We start from the raw sequence: 17,995 nt of genomic DNA, 5'->3' as shown, positions 1-17,995 counted from the left end.
GATTAGTAAATGAAGGATTTAGACTATTATTTCTTGAACATATAATTAAAACGAAAAAAAGGGATTGAGGAGTACCAGAATGACTATAGTTGGTATATTAGGTTCAATGTTTGGAATAGAGGGACATAATTGCAACTTAGATCATTACGCAAATCTTATAACAGAATTTCAGCCAGATGTCATTTGTGGAGAAGTGCATCCAAACACATGGAATACATTTTTATCTGACAAATCCAAACGAGGGTTTTGGGGAGAGGCAGAAGATATATATTATGACTGGATAATCCCTTATTGCGAACAAAATAATGTGGTATTTTCACCTGTCGATTGGTTCGAGTTAGATGTTTGGAATGATTTCGATCCATTTATAAAATTCAAAGGCACACAAAAGGAAAAACTTCAGAGCGAGTTAACACAATGGTTCGAGAAACAAAAAGCAGTATGGAATGTTACTCTTGTACCTTTTAATTCGAAACAATATGACGAAATTGCAAGACAGAAGTATAAATGGCTATACGATATCAATCCCGAGTCGCAAATCTTCAGATGGATCTGTAGAAATCAAATTATGGTACAAAGAATCAAAAATACAATAAAAGAACACCAAGGTAAACGAATTTTATGTATTGCTGGAGCAGACCATAATTATTGCTATTATGATGGATTAAAGGAATTAGATTTAGAACTCAAATATCCATTAAAATAATGGTTACAAGGTGTTACGCAAACGGGACACGATAGCACAAAGACAACAGGCTGCCCTTATCTCTGGCGGCCTACTCAGCTAACTTAGTTGGAAAATCTAAGAACAGTGAAAAACCGATTGAACAAAAAGAAGTAGATATTAAACTTTCCTTTCGTCAAGCTGTGCTAATTGAAGTATTAAACCCTAAAACCGCACTATTTTTCTTAGCCTTCTTACCGCAATTTGTACAACATAATGGCTATCCAGTATCCATCCAACTTTTAACACTCGGTTCAACATTTGCACTGATTGGTATTTTGTACACCTTTGTACTAGTGCTTCTATCGAATGCTATCGGTAAAAAATTATTTAGCAAAAAAAGCAAAGACTCAAAATGGATGGGAAAAGTTATCGGCTTAGTCTAAATTGGACTGGGTTTAAGAGTAGCCCTTCAAACACAAAAATAAATCAAATATATTATTTTATTTCGTAGTTTAATTAAGGAATTTAAGAATGGGATGGCTAGGGCGATCCCGTTTTTTATTAAGCTAACGAGGAACGTTAGCATTCCTGTAGAGCGTTAATTAGCAGCTTTGCAAAAAGAAGAGCGCCTCGGTACGATGGGAGTACGCAACGGGTCAAAGCCCTTAAAATCCCATCATCCAGGAGGACGCTCTAATATGAAGTTTAAAGCCCAAGACAAACAAAATCAACTCATTGAAAAAATTACCCCTCAGCATCTCGTCGTCGGAATCGACATTGCACAACTAACGCATGTCGCTCGTGCAGTAAACTTCCGCGGGATCGCAATTGGCAATCCGCTATCTTTCTCTAATGATGAAGAAGGATTTCAGGCCCTTCTTCGCTGGATTCAATCGTTGCAAGAAGCCCATAACCTTAACTTCGCAATTATCGGCATGGAACCGACGGGGCATTACTGGCTAAGCATCTCTAGATGGCTATTCGAGAAACAATTCGAAGTTGTTCTTGTTAATCCTCATCTCGTGAAAAAGAATAAAGAAAACCGTGACAATACACCATCGAAGAGCGACAAAAAGGATGCTCTCGTCATCGCAGACATGGTCAAAAACGGTTATTACTCTTTTATTCGTAGCACGCCTGAGGCTTTTGAAGAGCTGCGTGTTTATCTCTCAAACCGCGACTCTGTTGTGACGAGACTCGTAAGCGCTAAAAACCAAATCCATCGCTGGGTTGACGTAGTGTTCCCTGAGCTGCGACAAGTATTTAAGAACCTGTTGTGCAGGGGGGCATTGGCAACACTACGTCTTTTCCCAACGCCTGAAGAACTGAGAAGGCTAGCGCCTCAGGACGTGGTGAGTGGCTGGAAATCCATTATGCAACGTCAACCCGGGAACAAGAAAGCTCAGACCCTTATTGCGCTTGCTCGTCATTCTGTTGGCTCTAAGCAGGCAACGCATGCGTACAAGCTCCACTTAACGCAACTTCTGGCTGAATACGACCTGGCTTGCCAACAGCTGCAAGTCGTAGAGGCAGAGATTACGGCAGTCTTAGACCGTATTCCTTTTGCTAAATCTATGCTTGCGGTCAAAGGGATTAGCGCCATTTCACTCGCAGGTATTCTCGGTGAGGCTGGGGATTTAAGTGGCTTCACTCACGGTAATGCACTGCTTCGCCATGCTGGTCTCAACCTTGCAGAAGCAAGCTCAGGTAAATGGACGGGTCAGATGAAGATTAGTAAACGCGGACGATCGCGCCTTCGTCGCTTCATTTTCATGATGACCATAAGTTTGGTTGGGAACAACCCAGAGTTCAAAGCCATGCATGCGTACAATGTACAGGTTAAAAAGATGAAGAAAATGAGGTCTCTGATGAAACTATGCGGTAAATTGGCACGAATACTCGTTGGAATGGCTCGTAGCAACGAGGCATACCATCCTCATAAAACGATGCCAATTCAACTAGCAGCTTAAGCTTAATTTAACCGTTTCGTCGTACGAATTTTGGCTTATTCGTAGGATTTCAAAGAAAGCACGGAGTACCGGATGCATTGAACCAAAGGGCACCGACCCGTAACGTTAGCAAGACCGGCCTCCACCCCTTGGACAGGCGTAACGAAGGAATGAGAGGGCAAAGACCCGTTGAGACATGGGAGTGATAACCTCCAGGGGCAGCGTGGAGAATGCGTGCAGTATATGGAAGGATATGGGGCTTGCAACCTCCCCCTCTATTTCCTCACGCCTTTATGTTGACCTGGTCTTCAACTACCTTTCTCTACTATCTTTCCGCATTTCCGGCAAGGGTGAAATCCTGCGAATAAGCGAGTATTTGTGAGAAAATTGAATCGTACTGAGGGAGTTCATAAAGCAACAACAAAGGCAGCCGACAAAAGTGATGAACTGCACCCCATTTGTTAGACACGACTAACAATGGAGGTGCAGTTTTTTTGCCTAAATTCAGTTTAGATGAGAAATTGAAGGCCATCCACAGGTATCTCCTCTCCTGGGATCATTAGAAAATGGCGCAGTCAATTCAATGAACATGGAATGAACGCCCTAAAATCAAAGAAAAAGGGGCGTTCACTCATGACAGATAAGCGCAAAAAAATGACGAAGAAGCAAGAACCTACCGAGGGCTCAGTTGAAGCTCTACAAGCTGAATTAGAACGTTTGCGTATGGAGAACGCCTACTAAAAAAAGTTGAATGCCTTAGTTCAAAACAAGGAAAAATCACCAAACAAGACAAAGTGCAAGTAGTCTATGAATTAAGGCTCGAATTCCCGGTGATTGAATTACTAAAGCTCGCTGAAGTCCCACGTAGCACCTTTTATTACGGGGTGAAACAGTTTGGTAAGCCCGACCCAGACGCAGAACTGAAACTCCTTATTCAATCCATATACGAGGAACATCAGGGACGTTATGGCTATCGTCGTATCCGTGATGAACTAATTAATCGGGGCAACCGAGTTAATCATAAAAAAGTGCAGCGTATCATGAAAGAATTAGGTCTGAAATGTGTGGTACGCATGAAGAAATATCGTTCCCATAAAGGAACAGTAGGTAAAATTGCGCCTAACGTACTGGATCATAATTTTCAATCAGATAGGCCAAATGAGAAGTGGGTTACCGATATTACGGAATTTAAGTTATTTGGTGAAAAGCTGTATTTATCACCTGTTCTGGACTTGTTTAACGGCGAGATTATCACCTACACAATAGGGACGCGTCCTACCTATTTCTTAGTCTCCGAGATGCTAACAAAGGCCTTTAAACGCTTGTCTGACGAGGATGAACTCCTCCTGCATTCGGATCAAGGCTGGCACTATCAGATGAATCAGTATCAACATGCTTTGAAAAAACAAAGAATTACCCAAAGCATGTCACGCAAAGGAAATTGTTACGATAACGCAGTAATGGAAAACTTCTTTGGCATTATGAAGTCGGAGTTTCTTTATCTTAATGAGTTTGAAAGTGTAGATCACTTTAAGCAAGAACTAGCTCGATATATTGATTACTACAATCACAAACGCATCAAGTCAAAGTTAAAAGGCATGAGCCCGGTACAGTACCGAGCTCATGCCCAACAGGTTGCATAAAAATATTTGTCTAACTTTAAGGGGTCACTTCATGATTGACTGCCTTGCTCAACTAACGGGCAGTTTACTTCAATCCGCAAGTGTTATTTAGAACAATTTGATAAATGATCGGAAGTGACTAATGAACATTCGTCTGTTGAATGACTCTGATGCCCAAATGTATAGAGAAGTAAGGTTGCGTGCATTGAAAAATGACCCCGATGCATTTGGATCAACGTATGAGCAAGAAGAAACTAAACCACTGGGGCACATTATAGAAAGGATACACCATACAAAAGATCAATTTACATTGGGATGTTTTGACGACAGTAACACATTAGTTGGCATTGTCAATTTTTCACGTGAAAACAGGCTTAAGACGGCACATAAAGGAAACATTTACGGTATGTACGTAGAGCCTCTATTTCGAGGACGGGGGGTAGGTAAAGCCCTTCTATTAGCCTTGATTGAAAGAGCAACAAAAGAATGTGAAGGGTTGGAACAGATTCATTTGACGGTTGTGTCTAATAACAAATCAGCAAAACGCTTATATGTCTCACTGGGGTTTGAAGTTTACGGTATAGAACCACATGCATTAAAGTTTGATGAACAGTATTTCGATGAAGACTTAATGATTTTAAGATTGCGACTTTTAAACTAAAGGGTACGATAGTTGAATAATAATGGATGGGCAGGCGCTGCGGTGACCTGCTCATTTTATTAAACTCCTATGGAAGAACGCAATTGCTTCCATAATCCGTGGTGTCGCGTGAGCGGCATGGATGGCTAACGGGCAGGATAGCTTGGTGATATCAAAAGGGTTCCAACAGTAAGTCTCGAAATATTAGCTGTAAGATGCACTAGCGAAAGGATAATGAATAAAATGAAATTTTTTAACCTTTTAAAAAAACACAGATATAAGAATGTCAATATCTATGTAAGCAAACATAAAGACTTGTTTATGATTCCAACAGGTTCCTCCAAAAAATTTGGAATTGCGGAAATTAACATTGTTAATGAACTAAAATCACCTTATACAGATTAAGGTATAGAGGAGAAGCTTTTATTAACATTTGATCAATGTTTCACCAAGAATCCAGATGAATTAATAAATATCACACCAATCGAGCTACATTTCAAAATAAAAGGATGGACTAATGCTGTTCGAAACAAGAAATTGATTAGTTGCATGTGGAATGATGAGAGTGGTTATGTAATTACACCGACCAATAAAGTTCCATACAATGGTTACGAGCATCAAGAAGATGATTCGATTGTGGTAGGAAAAAAAATTAACCTTGGTGATCTGGCGAATGCTGTTAAAATAGCGATTGAGAAATCAAAGAATTAATGAGCTCTCAGTTATCTGCTAATTATGTAAGCTACTTGTTAAACTAACGGGCAGATTAGTTCAATGATATAGTGTGATTAGTGATTACGGTAGTTTATTGATTTGAAGGAGGATTACATGAACTACATATGGTTTAATTACGAAACGCCTATCTTAGAGCAGCTACCTCATCCGTTTACAAACGCGGCGATATTACTCAATCCGTTCATTCAAATGCCAATAGGCTGGACAGACATGAAGCGAAAGAGTGAATATGAGCATGTTTATCCAGAATTAAAAGAGTCATTACAACTTGGCAGACCTAAGCCTTGGAAAGAAGTCATGCATGATACAGGGATACAATCTTATGAAGAGATTGCTGTTGCTCTAAAGACATCTATCTCAGCATTTAAAACAGAGTTTGCTCGCCCAGATTTAGCAGTTTTATTAAATAACAATCTATCCAAAGATCTTTACTATCCTTTTGAAGACAGAATATCGGAATTTTTTATACCCGATATCCTCGACGTTCTAAGTTCTAATGGAGCTGAGTCTTTAATGTATTCTGAACCGATTTTAGATCAGTCTGGTGAATTGAAAATAAAAAATGTCACAGACCTGGAAATGTGTGAGTTATCACCTGTCGAGTTAGTAATAACGGATGAAGGAATGGATTATGCATTTTTAAGTGTTTACGACTCATTTATTACCTTATTCCTCTCTAGAGAAAAGAACATTGAAGAAATCATCAATAAAAAGAAATGGGAAGCAGTGATTTGTGCCCCAGACACGTACATTAGTTGGTATTTTGGCAAAATTGATTAAGCTAACGGATAACTATAGCGCGGTGCTATGGAATTAGGCGCATGAAAAGGAGCGAAACATTTGGATAATAAAAGGATAAGTGCTTATTTTTATTTGCTGTATAGCGTACTGGTAGATATACGCTCCCATTCATTTACGAACTCAGAGAAGTCAACAAAATTTATTAATGAGCTATCAGATACATTTCATAACTTACCTTTGGTGCTTTCTGATGATCCTAAAAAGTGAGACGAAAAATTATTTTGGGAATATGTAGAGAGTGTACAGGAAAGGTATCCACAAGAAGCACGGGACTATAAGATTTTGTTTAATCAAGGCTGTTTTCTAAAAGATTGTTGTTAATTATCATGTAATTGTATAATACTTACTTTTTCATGGTAAAATTAAGTGCGACAAAAGTTAAAAGAGGGGGAAAACAATGGAGCTATACAGATTTGATAAAGAGATTGGCAAGAGAATTTCAAAATTCAATTCCGACTTTATTATGTCTCGGATTATTCAAACTGAAAAGGTTGCTCATATTGGGTGTATGCATTTAGAAGCCAATGGTATTATAGGCTATCACCAAGCTGTTGTGCCTCAAATCCTCCTAATTATGGCTGGTGAAGGGTATGTTAGAGGCGGAAAAAATGAATGTTTTAAAGTTGAAGCTGGAGATGCTGTTTTTTGGGAGAAGGATGAATGGCACGAAACAAAAACGACAAATGGATTAACTGCAATTGTAATTGAGAGCGAAGAATTAACCCCTTCATCTTTTATGACTGTTAAAGAGGCATCATCAGTCAAGCCGTTTTAAATGACCGAACCGTAGTAAAATTAGGTTTCTGACACGATGCCAATAGTATTGCGTTGGAAACCAATCTATCGTCTTGGTTTTTGTTCAGTTCAAGGAACCGAAACCAAAACAAGTAATTATCCAGGTAGCGAGTCGCTACACCGTCAAAGCGTTTCAACCAATATTTCAACTCACCATGATAACGATTCACGTGTTGGATATGGTAGATACCTTTTTTCACATATCCATCTTTTCGAATGTTGATTACTTCATGGTTAATCTTATGCTCCTTGGCAAAAGCTTTGTAATTGGTTGCAGAATCCGTACACAACACAGCGTCACCATGCAGAAGAGTACCCATTACGTCATCAATTTGAGATGCAGTAATTCGTCCACGTCCAGCTATCTTTGAAAAAATTGAACCATTGCGATCAAGTGCTACCACGACTGACACTTGTTCATCACTAATCCCACGTTTTTGGGCTTTACCGCCTCTCTTACGGGGATTTCGATGTTCAATGCCACCCTTCTTGGCCTTGTCACTTTCCAAGATGTACGTTTCATCACTTTCCACAATGCCTTGCAGTGTTGTGTGACCTAATGAACGTAAAGCATTTAGAATCTTATGTCTCCAATAAAATGCAGTAGAAACGTGTATATCGAGTTCAACTGCAATTTTGGGCAATAACTTCCCTTTGTTTTCAACCATCATCAAAAAATACCGCATCCACTTCTCAGGATTGTGTGTGCCAGAGAGAGGGGTTCCGCTAATATCGTTAAAACTTTTTCCGCAATCCTTGCACAAGTATCGTTGGCGTTCACGGTATGTTCCATTTCGCTTTACACGAAGACTTCCGCAATGAACACACGCTAAACCGTTCCGAAAACGGGATTCACGAATGCCTTCAAATATCCCAATAACCTTCTTGGGTCCGGCATTTACATCATTCTTTATCGCTTCAAACAGTTGCCTTTTGTCTTCCTCAGACAAGTCTGTATACTGTGCGTAAAGGTCTAACCACTCTTTTGCCATTCGAAATGCCACCCATCTGAAAGTTGTTATTATTGATATTATAACAACTTTCAGATAACTTCCGCATAATAGCAACAATTATTTAGAAAACCGCCTTAATCAAAAGATGAACGGCTAAACTAACGGGACACTATAGCTTAATAATCACCAGGACGAGGCTGCCGGCATAAATCGGCAGCCTCGTTGCTAACGGGCAAGTTAACGCAACAATCACTTTCCATTTTCGTCTACTATATAAAACGGATAATTGATAGGAGTGCGGAATGTGAAAAAGATAATCCTCTCTTTGTTAGCAGTACTATTTCTTTGTTCATGTCAAAATCAATTTAATACAGATAGTTGGTTAGAGGATCCCGAGAAAAGAAATAGTATGGTTTATAATTTGTTAGATAAATACGAACTTAAAGGAAAAACAGAGAACGAAATTATTAGTTTGTTAGGTGAGCCTGGAGAGAAACTAGATGAACCAGTTCTCGAGTATGTTTACTACTTAGGAAGAGCGGGTTTAGGGGTTAGTGACAGTTTACTTAAATTGCAATTCGATCTAAATGGAAAAGTGGAGAGTCATAGGATTACCTATAGTTAGTAACCCTCATATGACTTCGCCATGCTAACGGGTAACGATAGTTCATAAAGGAACAGCAAAGGCAGCCGACAAAAATTGATTGGCTGCCTTTGCTCAACTAACGGGCAGGATAGTGGAATTATTCCACAGGGTAAATGTAAGATAAGAATATTAATATACCGTAAGGGTATAGATGAATTATGTAAAATTAAAGGAGTGGTAATTTGGAGGTTTTATTTGGATTCTTTGTAATTCTAGTTTCGATTTTTTTCTTATTTTTATTAATTTTTGGACTTATACAATGCAGGAAAAATCACTTCATTGCAGGCTTTTACTTCTTTCTTATAATCATATTCCTGAAGATCTATGATTTTATTGCACCTTTTACAATAAGTCGATTCATTGATTCTTATAATGTGAACCGTACTACACTACCGCTGAGAATGACATTTGGACAGATGATCTCATTACTGACTTTCATTCCTAGAACTATTGAAGTTATTGCTTTTATCTTTCTAGTTGTTGGACTGTATCGAATGTGGAAATCTAAGACATTAAAACCATGAAACTGATGTACGAAGAAAATAAAGTGTTAGACTGAAAAATAAAGTTGTAGACTGAGAAAATAAACCATTAGACTCCCAGACCCGAAAAGCAATATTTTATCAAAAAATAGTCCGCTCCGTTATAGCTTTACATGTTTGCACAACCATCCTATACTATATTTAATGCAGGGTTGCACAACATATACATTTAGATTGAGTATAGATTCGGGAGGTGCTTTGTATGGCACGTATAAATTTGTCAATCAGTGATGACCTATTTGAACTCTTAAGCAATGATGCTGAGCAACATAACTGTACAGTAAATGTGTATCTTATCAGTCTGCTTGAAGGTTTATACCTACAAAATCCTTTTGATTACGAAGCGGCATTAAGCAAACTTATCGAAGAGGCAAATATTAGACCGTTGGGTGAGGAATTTATATTGTTCGACTTGCCTTCTTTTTCAGAAATTTGTATTGCAAAAGCAGAGAATGCAAATGTAAAGCCATCTATCGTAAGAGCACGCTTGGGAAAAATGTTTAACTCACTTGTGCGAATAAAAAAGGTGGGAAATGTTAGGCGAGTACATAGTAAAGATGGAAGCTTAAAATTCATTTCTAGAGCGGCAGTCTATATTCGAGAGGCAAAGGAGGATTTGGGTGACGTTGATGAATAGATTGGCCGGAAATGAGCAGTTGGAAAATGAAGTTAAAGTAAGAAATTTCAACATATCATTTGCACAGAAAGACCAATGAATGCGGGATGACTATGAGAGAAGAATTAGAAGAAAAGCTGGCGAATGAATTTCCATTCATGAGGAGAGGAGAAAGTTATAAAGAACAGGAGAAAAGTGGCGAAATACGCGATTTATTTGGTGCTTTCGGATGTGAATTTGGGAACGGGTGGTATGAGGTGTTGCGCGGGCTTTGCAATGAAGTTACCAAGGCTTACGAAAGGGCTGGGTTGCCTGTAGACATTGTTGTTGATCGAGTAAAGGAAAAGTTCGGGAAATTACGTTTCTATTACCATCCGGTATACTATGACCCTGGTATTCACGCCATTGATTCCCTTGATGGGGGCGGTCTTAAGGCAAAACCCAGCTGTTCCGAGCTTTATAAGGATGTTTCTAATATTGTACATAAATGGGAAATGAAATCTATGACTGTTGCGAAAGTTGCGGATCAGCTGGAGTGTTGAGAAGGGATTTAAGGTGGGTACAGACCTTATGCGAACAGTGCTATTCACCACGGAAACAAAAAATCGACGAGTGGCGATTGAGAAAGGAGTAAAACGATGGACAAAAAATATGAAGAAGAAGTAGAACATGAGGTATTAAATTTTTTCTACGATGAAATCTTGTGTAACTACAGTGAGGAAGAAACAGGTGAAGTGTTCGACGGCTATGATGACTAATTAGGCTAGAGAGCAAAAGGATAGTCTAATACTATTTTTTCTTTTATTGATGGAATGCAGAAATGAATTCACAGTTAGTCTACATCTTATTATCGGAATGTTGGAGTTAATATTTCCACTAATCCGCGTCAAATTAAGAACTTCAGTCTACTACTTTATTTTCTTTCGACAACTGAGATAAATGCTTAAGCTAACGGGACACGATAGCTTAATAAACACGATGAAACGGCTGCCATGAATCTGGCTGCCGTTTTCTCAACTAACGGGCAGGATTGTTCAATAACTTCGCGAATACTTAAAAATTGATAATTTTCGCGAAGTTCGTAAATACACTGTTAACCGAAACTTTCTAGGTCAAGAACATATGGGTAAACCCTCAAAGCCAGAAGCATCTAAGGTCAAGTTCGGATAAGGGCATATGAAGGTCAAGGTTGGATATGGGCATATAAAGGTCAAGAATGGATAAGGGCATAAGAAGATCAAGACATATTCGGTGGGTAACTCTAAGAAGAGGAAGCATCGGCTAACACCGCAATCACGCTTCGGGCTACGCCCTCGAAGTTGAGAAGCCAAGTAGTAGATTCAGCCGGACACATCCGACTCCGTCGGACGTCGAGAATTCAAGAACGTTAGCCGAAAGAAGTTCTTACATGTTTAGGAGGAGTCTTTATGATATTAGAAAAAGTTATAAATAGAATTGTAATACAAAGTGAATATAAGGATTTTGTTGATAAGTATATAGATAATATACTTACTGAATTTAAAGGTAAGATTCATAGCATTTATATGTGTGGCTCGATTCCAAAAGGAACTGCTAAACCTTTTAAGTCAGATGCAGACTTTACTATTGTATGTGTAAATCCCAAAGATATTGATTACGAAAGATTGTCAAATATTAAAGACAATCTTTTGGACGAATATCCAGTAGTAACTAAGATTGATACGATAATTTGCTCGATTGACGATGTATTAAGTAAACCGAATGAGTGGGGTTTTTGGATTAAGATAATTTGTGTTTGCATATATGGTCATGACGTTGGTGAAAGAGTGCCACCGATAATTACTTCTCCAGAGTTCATTTTAGACTTAAATACAGAGACCAAGGAGGAAGTAGATCGTATACATAGTTTACTTTCTAATGCTAGTGATAACACAATGAAAACTAGATATATTAAAGGTTATTCTAAGAGATTAATTCGTGCATTATACTCTTTGGTTTTAGAAGATACAGGTGTATGGCAAGATGACATTATTAAGATGAAAAATGCCATATTAGACTATTGTGAGATTGACTCCGCTTTAGTTGATTATCTGTATGCTTGTTACTTGGATAGTCATGTACCTGTTGAAGAGTTTCTTGGAATTGCAGATGAAGTATATAGCTATTTTGAGAACGTCTTAAATACAATGGCTGCTTCCAGAACTTCCTTCGGCTAACACCATATTGACGCTCGGGGTCACTCTGAGAAGCGAGTGACCACATCCAGCCCCCTAAGCCCGTCGGGACGTCACTGCATTAGGTGTTCGGCAAGCCTCACAACTATAAGCAGCGGCTCTAAGGGGCCAGGACGTCGTCAATACAAAACGTTAGCCGAAATTTCCTAGGTTAAGAACATATGGGTAAACCCTCAAAGCCAGAAGCATCTAAGGTCAAGATCGGATAAGGGCATAAGAAGATCAAGACATATTCGGTGGGTAACTCGAAGAAGAGGAAGCATCGGCTAACACCGCATTCACGCTTCGGGCTATTCGGCCTTCGGTCCTGTTAAGCTAACGGGGAACGATAGTTGAACAAACATGGAGTAGTTTGCTGCGGCAGCTGCTCCCTTTCTTTGTTAAACGAACGGGCAGGATAATTCAGCACAAAGTTGAATAAATATTAATAAATCATGGGACAAGGAACTCCATGGATAATCAGTTACACGAATTTACACTTAAATGGATAAATATACCAATTTCACACCATTTTGATGAATTTATTAAAACGTGAGGAGTACGTATCATGACGAAACGTTCGAGTGTTCCGGATCAAGAGCATTGGAATCAAGTGTATAACAGGTTATCCCTTGACAAGCCGGTCTACGACTTATGGCTCGATGCCTATGAACCGTTTTTGGCCGGAGCGAAGAAAGACGCCATTATAGATCTAGGCTGCGGCTACGGCTGTGATACGCTCTACTTGACTGAGCGCGGGTACCGCGTATTAGCTTGCGACTTCTCGGAAGAGGCGCTACGCCGTATCGCCGAACACATCCCGGAGGCTGAGACGAAGCAAGTTGATATGACTGCAGGATTGCCGTTTGCGGGCGGAAGCGCCGGAGCGGTCGTGGCCGACTTATCGCTACATTATTTCGCTTGGCAGGATACCGTTAATATCGTGAATGATATCGCCCGGGTACTGAAGCCGCAAGGCGTTTTACTTGCCCGCTTCAACTCGGTGGGCGACGTTCACTATGGCGCCGGACTTGGGGTTGAGCTGGAGCCGAACTATTATGAGCATGATGAGCGGCGCAAACGGTTTTTCGATGAGGGCGATTTGCGCCGGCTGTTTGTGGATTGGGGAATTGAAGTGGTCAGAGAGACGGACCTACATCGTTACGGCAAGCCGAAACGGTGTTGGGAACTGGCTGCTGTAATGGTGTAAGCGAACTTGCCGCCAAACTAACTGGACACGATAGTTAAATGTAAAGGGTTTCACATATTATACATGACTAATATGCGAAACCCTTTATTATGACTGAATTTTATAAATTTAGCTCTTGATAAACTGAGAAAATAAAGTCTTAGACTAACGATACGTCATTAAGCTCCCATGGAAGAACGCAAATACTACCATAATCTGTGGTGTCGTGTGAGCGGCATAGATGGCTAACGGGCAGGATGGTTAAATCTCTTCACGAATACCTCAGTTATGGGGAAATTGCGGTCATCGAGGGAGGGATACAATTAAACGTTGAGCTAACGAGGAACTATAGTCGAATCACATAAGGAGCAGATTTGCCGTGGCAGCTGCTCCTTGTTTATTAAGATAACGGGCAGTATTGCTCAACTGTTTACGAATAATAAAGTCGAATGGAGAAAGAAAATTGAAAATATTAGAACTACCAATTGAATTTGAATTTAATGGACAAAAAAATTACATTTACCCTAGCTTAATTATTTTGAATAATGAACTAACCTTGGTCGATACAGGGTATACAAATTTTTTAACTTTAATTGAAAATGAAATTTTAAAAAATGGATATGAAATGAAGAATTTAAAGAATATAATCATTACTCACTATGATGATGATCATATAGGTTCCTTATATGATTTCAAAGAAAAGTATCCTTGGATTAACATTATAGCTAGTGAAATTGAATCGAAATACATTAGTGGTGAAATGAAGTCAGAGAGAATGGTTCAAGCCGAAGAAATGCTGGAAAATATGCCAAGTGAAGAAATTGAATTTGGTAAATGGTTTATACGGCAATTAAAGAATTTGAAGCATGTTTCAATTGATAAAAAGGTACATGATGGTGATTTGATTCTAGATAACAAATGTAGAGTAGTAGTAACACCAGGGCATACCTCAGGCCATATTTCATTATATATTCCAAGTTTAAATAGTGTAATTACAGGTGATGCAGCTGTTCATGAGAATCATGAATTGGTCGTTGCTAATCCACACTTTTGTTTAAATGTTGAGAGAGCAGAACAGTCTTTGATACAGGTTAAAAATTTTAAAGCTGAAACTTACTATTGTTATCATGGTGGGAAATTCACTTAATAATTGGGGCTAAACGTAAATATTCAGCTCTCGAATTAAAAACTTTATTATTCAGTGAAACGACGCTCTTAAGCTGCTAGCGGAAAACTTTCGTCGAGCCGTAAGCTTCACTGCTCTTAGCCTAACCGACCAGCATGCGGGCAACATGCCGGTGACTTTCCCGCATAATTTCATGATAGATTTCATTTTCATGAGCTTTTTCACTTCGACATTGTAGTGATCTAAGGCTCTAACATCCGGATTGGTCTGCTCCTCCCAGCACACCGACTAATCTGGTCCCATTAACACCATGAATAGCAAGTAACTTTTGGGCATATGGAATGCACTCTAGGATATGATGGAGCTCATGCTCAATCTGCTGAATCAGCTTAGTCTAGGAGCACAGACTGGTCGAGAACTCGGTTTTATTGAATGGGCTGCCACAGCAGCTCATTTGTCATTTATGTAGACTGTTTTGATGAGCCTATAGGGAATTATGGGTTAAGTAAGATAAGAGGAACGCCAAAGGAAGTAAAGCAGCAGGAACAGGTGTGTGACGGGCTATTGAGTTTCGTTTTGCAGCCTTCTCAAATCACATTACAAAACGTAATATATAATTGACATTTACAATCCTAGCCTTAAGTTATGTATTGAAATATGCAAGGCACTTAACAAAACATTGAATGATATATTTTGGGAGGAATGATATATGAAGAATGAAAAGATAGTTAAAGAAGCTAAAGTGATTATGGGTGTAACGTTGTTTGTTGGTATCGTACTTTTGGCAGTAGGGCTTCTATTTATACAATTGGATATTAATCTTATTTCAAACAATAAAGCACTGATCGGATTATCAGTTCTACCGTTAAGTGTGGCATTTGTTTATTTCATAAAGTTAACAAGAATAAAGAAATCCTCCAAGAAGATGCGAAGCATCTTTATTAAAGAGAATGATGAAAGGCTCGTAGCATTAAATAATGAAGCAGATGCAAAAACCTTTAAATTACTCAAAGGAGCATTGTTTTTAACTTATTGTGGTTACACATTTATGGTTCCGGAGGACGTTTTTAAGTCGGTCGGATGGTGGATTTTATTAATAATTCTTCTAGGCTCGCTCTTCTTACAAGGAATGCTTAGAAATGCGATATGTAAAGCCAATTCAAAAGATAGTAATGAAGAATAAATAACGGATTAGGAAAGTATAACTTCAATTGCAGATAAAGCTGCAATAGACACTGAGTTGCCTAGGGACGTTAAGGAGTTTTTCGATAGAGTAGGCGCAGCAGTAGGTGATCGTTATCCTGAACATTCCACGAAGTTATTAGACAAGTGAAAGAAGTGAATAAGGTGGAGGTAAGGAATGGAACTTTCTTTTTATTCCTCACTCTGATGCTCAAGAAAACATGACCATAGATGGGTTGAAATCTAGGGATATTAATAAACATGTATTAGGTTTGTGTGCTCCCACTAAATATTTGCATTATTAAAATGAGCCGCATGGGTATGCGACTCATTTTGTTTTAAACGAAGTATTAGGAAGACAGCAGAGCGCGGAAACAACAATCGGGCAAATCGGACAATGTTCTTGTCATCCGTTGTCGGATGACAAGAATATGTACCGATTGCCGAATTAGGCCAAGAATGTATTCCCATTGCCGATGAGCTATTTTGTTTTCTCACGAAGGCTCACTTATTCGTGAAATTTGTTCAGCTTGATAAGGGACGATAGATAACGATCTCCAGTAATGCTAACGAGTTACGTTTGCTCATAAATACAGAGAAACGGCAGCCAGAGAATTGGATGCCGTTTTCTCGACTAACGGGCAGGATAGTTGAGTAACTGCGGCGAATCATCATAGCAGTATGTAATAATACCATATTATAGGAGGTAACCAAAATGAATGAAACGAATAGTAAATTTTATTCGGGTGATTTGACCAACTCCGTTATTGAAAATTGAAAATGCCAACTTAAATGAAACAACAATAAGATTTGCAAACATGAAAAACGCCCAAATCGTTCATGTTGATTTAACAGGTTCCACAGTTCGAGCAAGCAATTTATCAGAAGTAAATTTGGAAGGTAATGCGTGGTGGGATATGCGTATGAATCAATGTGATATTTTTGGATTGAACTTTGATTCTGGAACCTTGGAGGATTCAACGGTTTCCAACTCGAATCTTGTAAATCTAACGATAGATAATTGTGTAATTGATGGTTTAAAAATAAATGGTGTTTTGATAAAAGAGTTGATTGAGAATCATCCCGATTACCGTTTTAATGGGAAATCGATTCCTAAAAATACTCTTTATAACGAGGACAGAAATCGCATTTAATTATTAAGCTAACGTGTAACGATAGTTCAATAAATAAGGATAATAAATAAGGATAGCAGTTTGCTGCGGCAGCTGCTCTTATATTCGTTAAGCTAACGGGCAGATTAGCGTGATAGCTATGACTATTATATAATTAAGGAAAAATCAGTTTTCAGTTTATTAATTCCATTTGACGAGGGCCAATATGAAAAAAAACGTACTTATAGGTTCTGAAGGTTCAGGCAAATCAACTTTGGCTCGCAAAAAGCAGGCGAATCGAAGTACTTGATCCTTACTTCTAAATGATGTATATTGGTTTTAAATTGACATTACTGCAGGTCTAAAAAGGAGGAGCCATGTCACCACGTACCAAAGAACAGAATGATGCGATCAGGGAGATGCGGATGAACCAAATTATGCAAGCGGCTGCGGAAGTATATTTGGAGAAGGGCATTCAATTGGAAATACGTGATGTTGCGGTCAAGGCAGAGCTCGGTTACGGAACCGTGTATCATTACTACAAAAGTAAGCACATGCTTTTGGAAGATTTACTTTGGGATGCCCTGAATCGAACGGAGTCGGCTGTACTGCCCGCTTTGACGGGGGACGGCGGCAGTTTGCTTAAAGCTGAGTCGTTCTCCAGGCTGCTACTGCGGAAGTGCATCCAAGATCCTTCCGTATTTATTTTGCTTAAAACGGTTGCGGATAATTTTCATCACTTCCCGGGAAACCGGTTCATCAAGCTGTTTGCCGATTTTCAGGAACGGATCTATTTGCCGTTTGTAGACATGATTCGTGAAGGAATCGGTTCCAAATCGCCGGAGAAAACAGCTAATCTGATATTTGGCTCGCTTGTTGGCTGCACAACATTGAACATCCACCACAATATGCGGAACGAGATGGATGTGGAAGGAATCGTCGATATGATTTTTTCAGGCATACAGTCAAAGGATAGATGAATGAAATGCAATCGCAGGTATGATTCGGCCGGGTGTCACGACGCTCGATATCGAGTCGTTCGCGGTGCGGTTCTTTAAGGAGAATGGTGCAAACGCTTTTCCGGCATTAAACATCGGCTCGATCGTAAAAACCATTCCTTCCTACGTAATGACCGAGCAGCTCGCGCACTACCGAGAATCCGTTTCGCTCGGCATGGGTTTGAACCTAGTTACGAAGCCAAGAGCAAAAGAAACATGTGAAATCAATT

Annotated in this window: 17 protein-coding genes and 2 pseudogenes; 18 read left to right on the top strand and 1 reads right to left on the bottom strand. The window is 39.2% G+C overall.

Annotation, left to right across the window (positions count from 1 at the left end):
• Positions 1-79 precede the first annotated feature (79 nt).
• From CEF13_RS14800 to CEF13_RS14765, 8 genes and pseudogenes are all read left to right on the top strand, one after another.
• Entirely contained in the window at positions 80-706 is a 627-nt protein-coding gene (locus CEF13_RS14800) for a hypothetical protein (RefSeq protein ID WP_102711504.1), read from the top strand.
• Positions 707-756: 50 nt separating this feature from the next.
• Complete coding sequence (locus tag CEF13_RS14795) at positions 757-1,110, top strand: LysE family transporter (protein ID WP_102711502.1); 354 nt, start codon at positions 757-759, stop codon at positions 1,108-1,110.
• Between the two features lie 255 nt (positions 1,111-1,365).
• A complete protein-coding gene (locus CEF13_RS14790; protein ID WP_102711500.1) occupies positions 1,366-2,637 on the top strand; it encodes an IS110 family RNA-guided transposase in 1,272 nt (423 codons plus the stop codon).
• A 534-nt stretch (positions 2,638-3,171) separates the two neighbouring features.
• Positions 3,172-4,259 (top strand): annotated as a pseudogene (locus tag CEF13_RS14780) (IS3 family transposase); the annotation flags it as partial.
• Between the two features lie 121 nt (positions 4,260-4,380).
• Positions 4,381-4,899 (top strand): GNAT family N-acetyltransferase, encoded by a 519-nt coding sequence (locus CEF13_RS14775; RefSeq protein ID WP_102711496.1) that lies wholly within the window; start codon positions 4,381-4,383, stop codon positions 4,897-4,899.
• 528 nt (positions 4,900-5,427) lie between these two features.
• Positions 5,428-5,589 carry a hypothetical protein gene (locus tag CEF13_RS28810; protein WP_166742996.1) on the top strand — a complete coding sequence of 54 codons (162 nt, stop codon included), beginning with the start codon at positions 5,428-5,430 and terminating at the stop codon, positions 5,587-5,589.
• A gap of 117 nt (positions 5,590-5,706) precedes the next feature.
• Positions 5,707-6,393, top strand: a complete 687-nt coding sequence (locus CEF13_RS14770; RefSeq protein ID WP_102711494.1) for a DUF2711 family protein — start codon at positions 5,707-5,709, stop codon at positions 6,391-6,393.
• 418 nt (positions 6,394-6,811) lie between these two features.
• The gene (locus CEF13_RS14765) at positions 6,812-7,189 is read left to right on the top strand and encodes a cupin domain-containing protein (protein WP_102711492.1); all 378 of its coding nucleotides are present in this window, start codon (positions 6,812-6,814) and stop codon (positions 7,187-7,189) included.
• Here the strand turns inward: CEF13_RS14765 and CEF13_RS14760 are convergent.
• On the bottom strand, positions 7,176-8,201 hold the full coding sequence (locus CEF13_RS14760) for an IS1595 family transposase (RefSeq protein WP_102711490.1): 1,026 nt from the start codon (positions 8,199-8,201) through the stop codon (positions 7,176-7,178). The genes CEF13_RS14765 and CEF13_RS14760 overlap by 14 nt on opposite strands.
• 265 nt (positions 8,202-8,466) lie before the next feature.
• Between CEF13_RS14760 and CEF13_RS14755 the strand changes: the two genes are divergently transcribed.
• The 10 genes and pseudogenes from CEF13_RS14755 (at position 8,467) to CEF13_RS14700 (ending at position 17,747) form a co-directional block, all read left to right on the top strand.
• On the top strand, positions 8,467-8,787 hold the full coding sequence (locus CEF13_RS14755; protein ID WP_102711488.1) for a hypothetical protein: 321 nt from the start codon (positions 8,467-8,469) through the stop codon (positions 8,785-8,787).
• Positions 8,788-9,552: 765 nt separating this feature from the next.
• A complete protein-coding gene (locus tag CEF13_RS14745) occupies positions 9,553-9,987 on the top strand; it encodes a hypothetical protein (protein WP_102711484.1) in 435 nt (144 codons plus the stop codon).
• 92 nt (positions 9,988-10,079) lie between these two features.
• A complete protein-coding gene (locus CEF13_RS14740; protein WP_102711482.1) occupies positions 10,080-10,508 on the top strand; it encodes a hypothetical protein in 429 nt (142 codons plus the stop codon).
• A gap of 885 nt (positions 10,509-11,393) precedes the next feature.
• Positions 11,394-12,161 (top strand): nucleotidyltransferase domain-containing protein, encoded by a 768-nt coding sequence (locus CEF13_RS14735; protein WP_102711480.1) that lies wholly within the window; start codon positions 11,394-11,396, stop codon positions 12,159-12,161.
• 565 nt (positions 12,162-12,726) lie between these two features.
• A complete protein-coding gene (locus tag CEF13_RS14730; protein WP_102711478.1) occupies positions 12,727-13,368 on the top strand; it encodes a class I SAM-dependent methyltransferase in 642 nt (213 codons plus the stop codon).
• Positions 13,369-13,810: 442 nt separating this feature from the next.
• Positions 13,811-14,494 (top strand): MBL fold metallo-hydrolase, encoded by a 684-nt coding sequence (locus tag CEF13_RS14725; protein WP_102711476.1) that lies wholly within the window; start codon positions 13,811-13,813, stop codon positions 14,492-14,494.
• A 604-nt stretch (positions 14,495-15,098) separates the two neighbouring features.
• Positions 15,099-15,179: pseudogene (locus CEF13_RS29270) on the top strand (helix-turn-helix transcriptional regulator); the annotation flags it as partial.
• Between the two features lie 3 nt (positions 15,180-15,182).
• On the top strand, positions 15,183-15,656 hold the full coding sequence (locus CEF13_RS14710) for a hypothetical protein (RefSeq protein ID WP_102711474.1): 474 nt from the start codon (positions 15,183-15,185) through the stop codon (positions 15,654-15,656).
• A 766-nt stretch (positions 15,657-16,422) separates the two neighbouring features.
• On the top strand, positions 16,423-16,809 hold the full coding sequence (locus tag CEF13_RS14705) for a pentapeptide repeat-containing protein (RefSeq protein WP_102711472.1): 387 nt from the start codon (positions 16,423-16,425) through the stop codon (positions 16,807-16,809).
• A gap of 335 nt (positions 16,810-17,144) precedes the next feature.
• A complete protein-coding gene (locus CEF13_RS14700) occupies positions 17,145-17,747 on the top strand; it encodes a TetR/AcrR family transcriptional regulator (protein ID WP_102711470.1) in 603 nt (200 codons plus the stop codon).
• Positions 17,748-17,995: the final 248 nt, after the last annotated feature.

This window comes from Paenibacillus castaneae (assembly GCF_002884445.1).
In the GTDB taxonomy this organism is placed as follows: domain Bacteria; phylum Bacillota; class Bacilli; order Paenibacillales; family Paenibacillaceae; genus Pristimantibacillus; species Pristimantibacillus castaneae.
The sequence above is the reverse complement of the archived record's forward strand: the minus strand, read 5'-3'. Positions and strand labels throughout refer to the sequence as shown.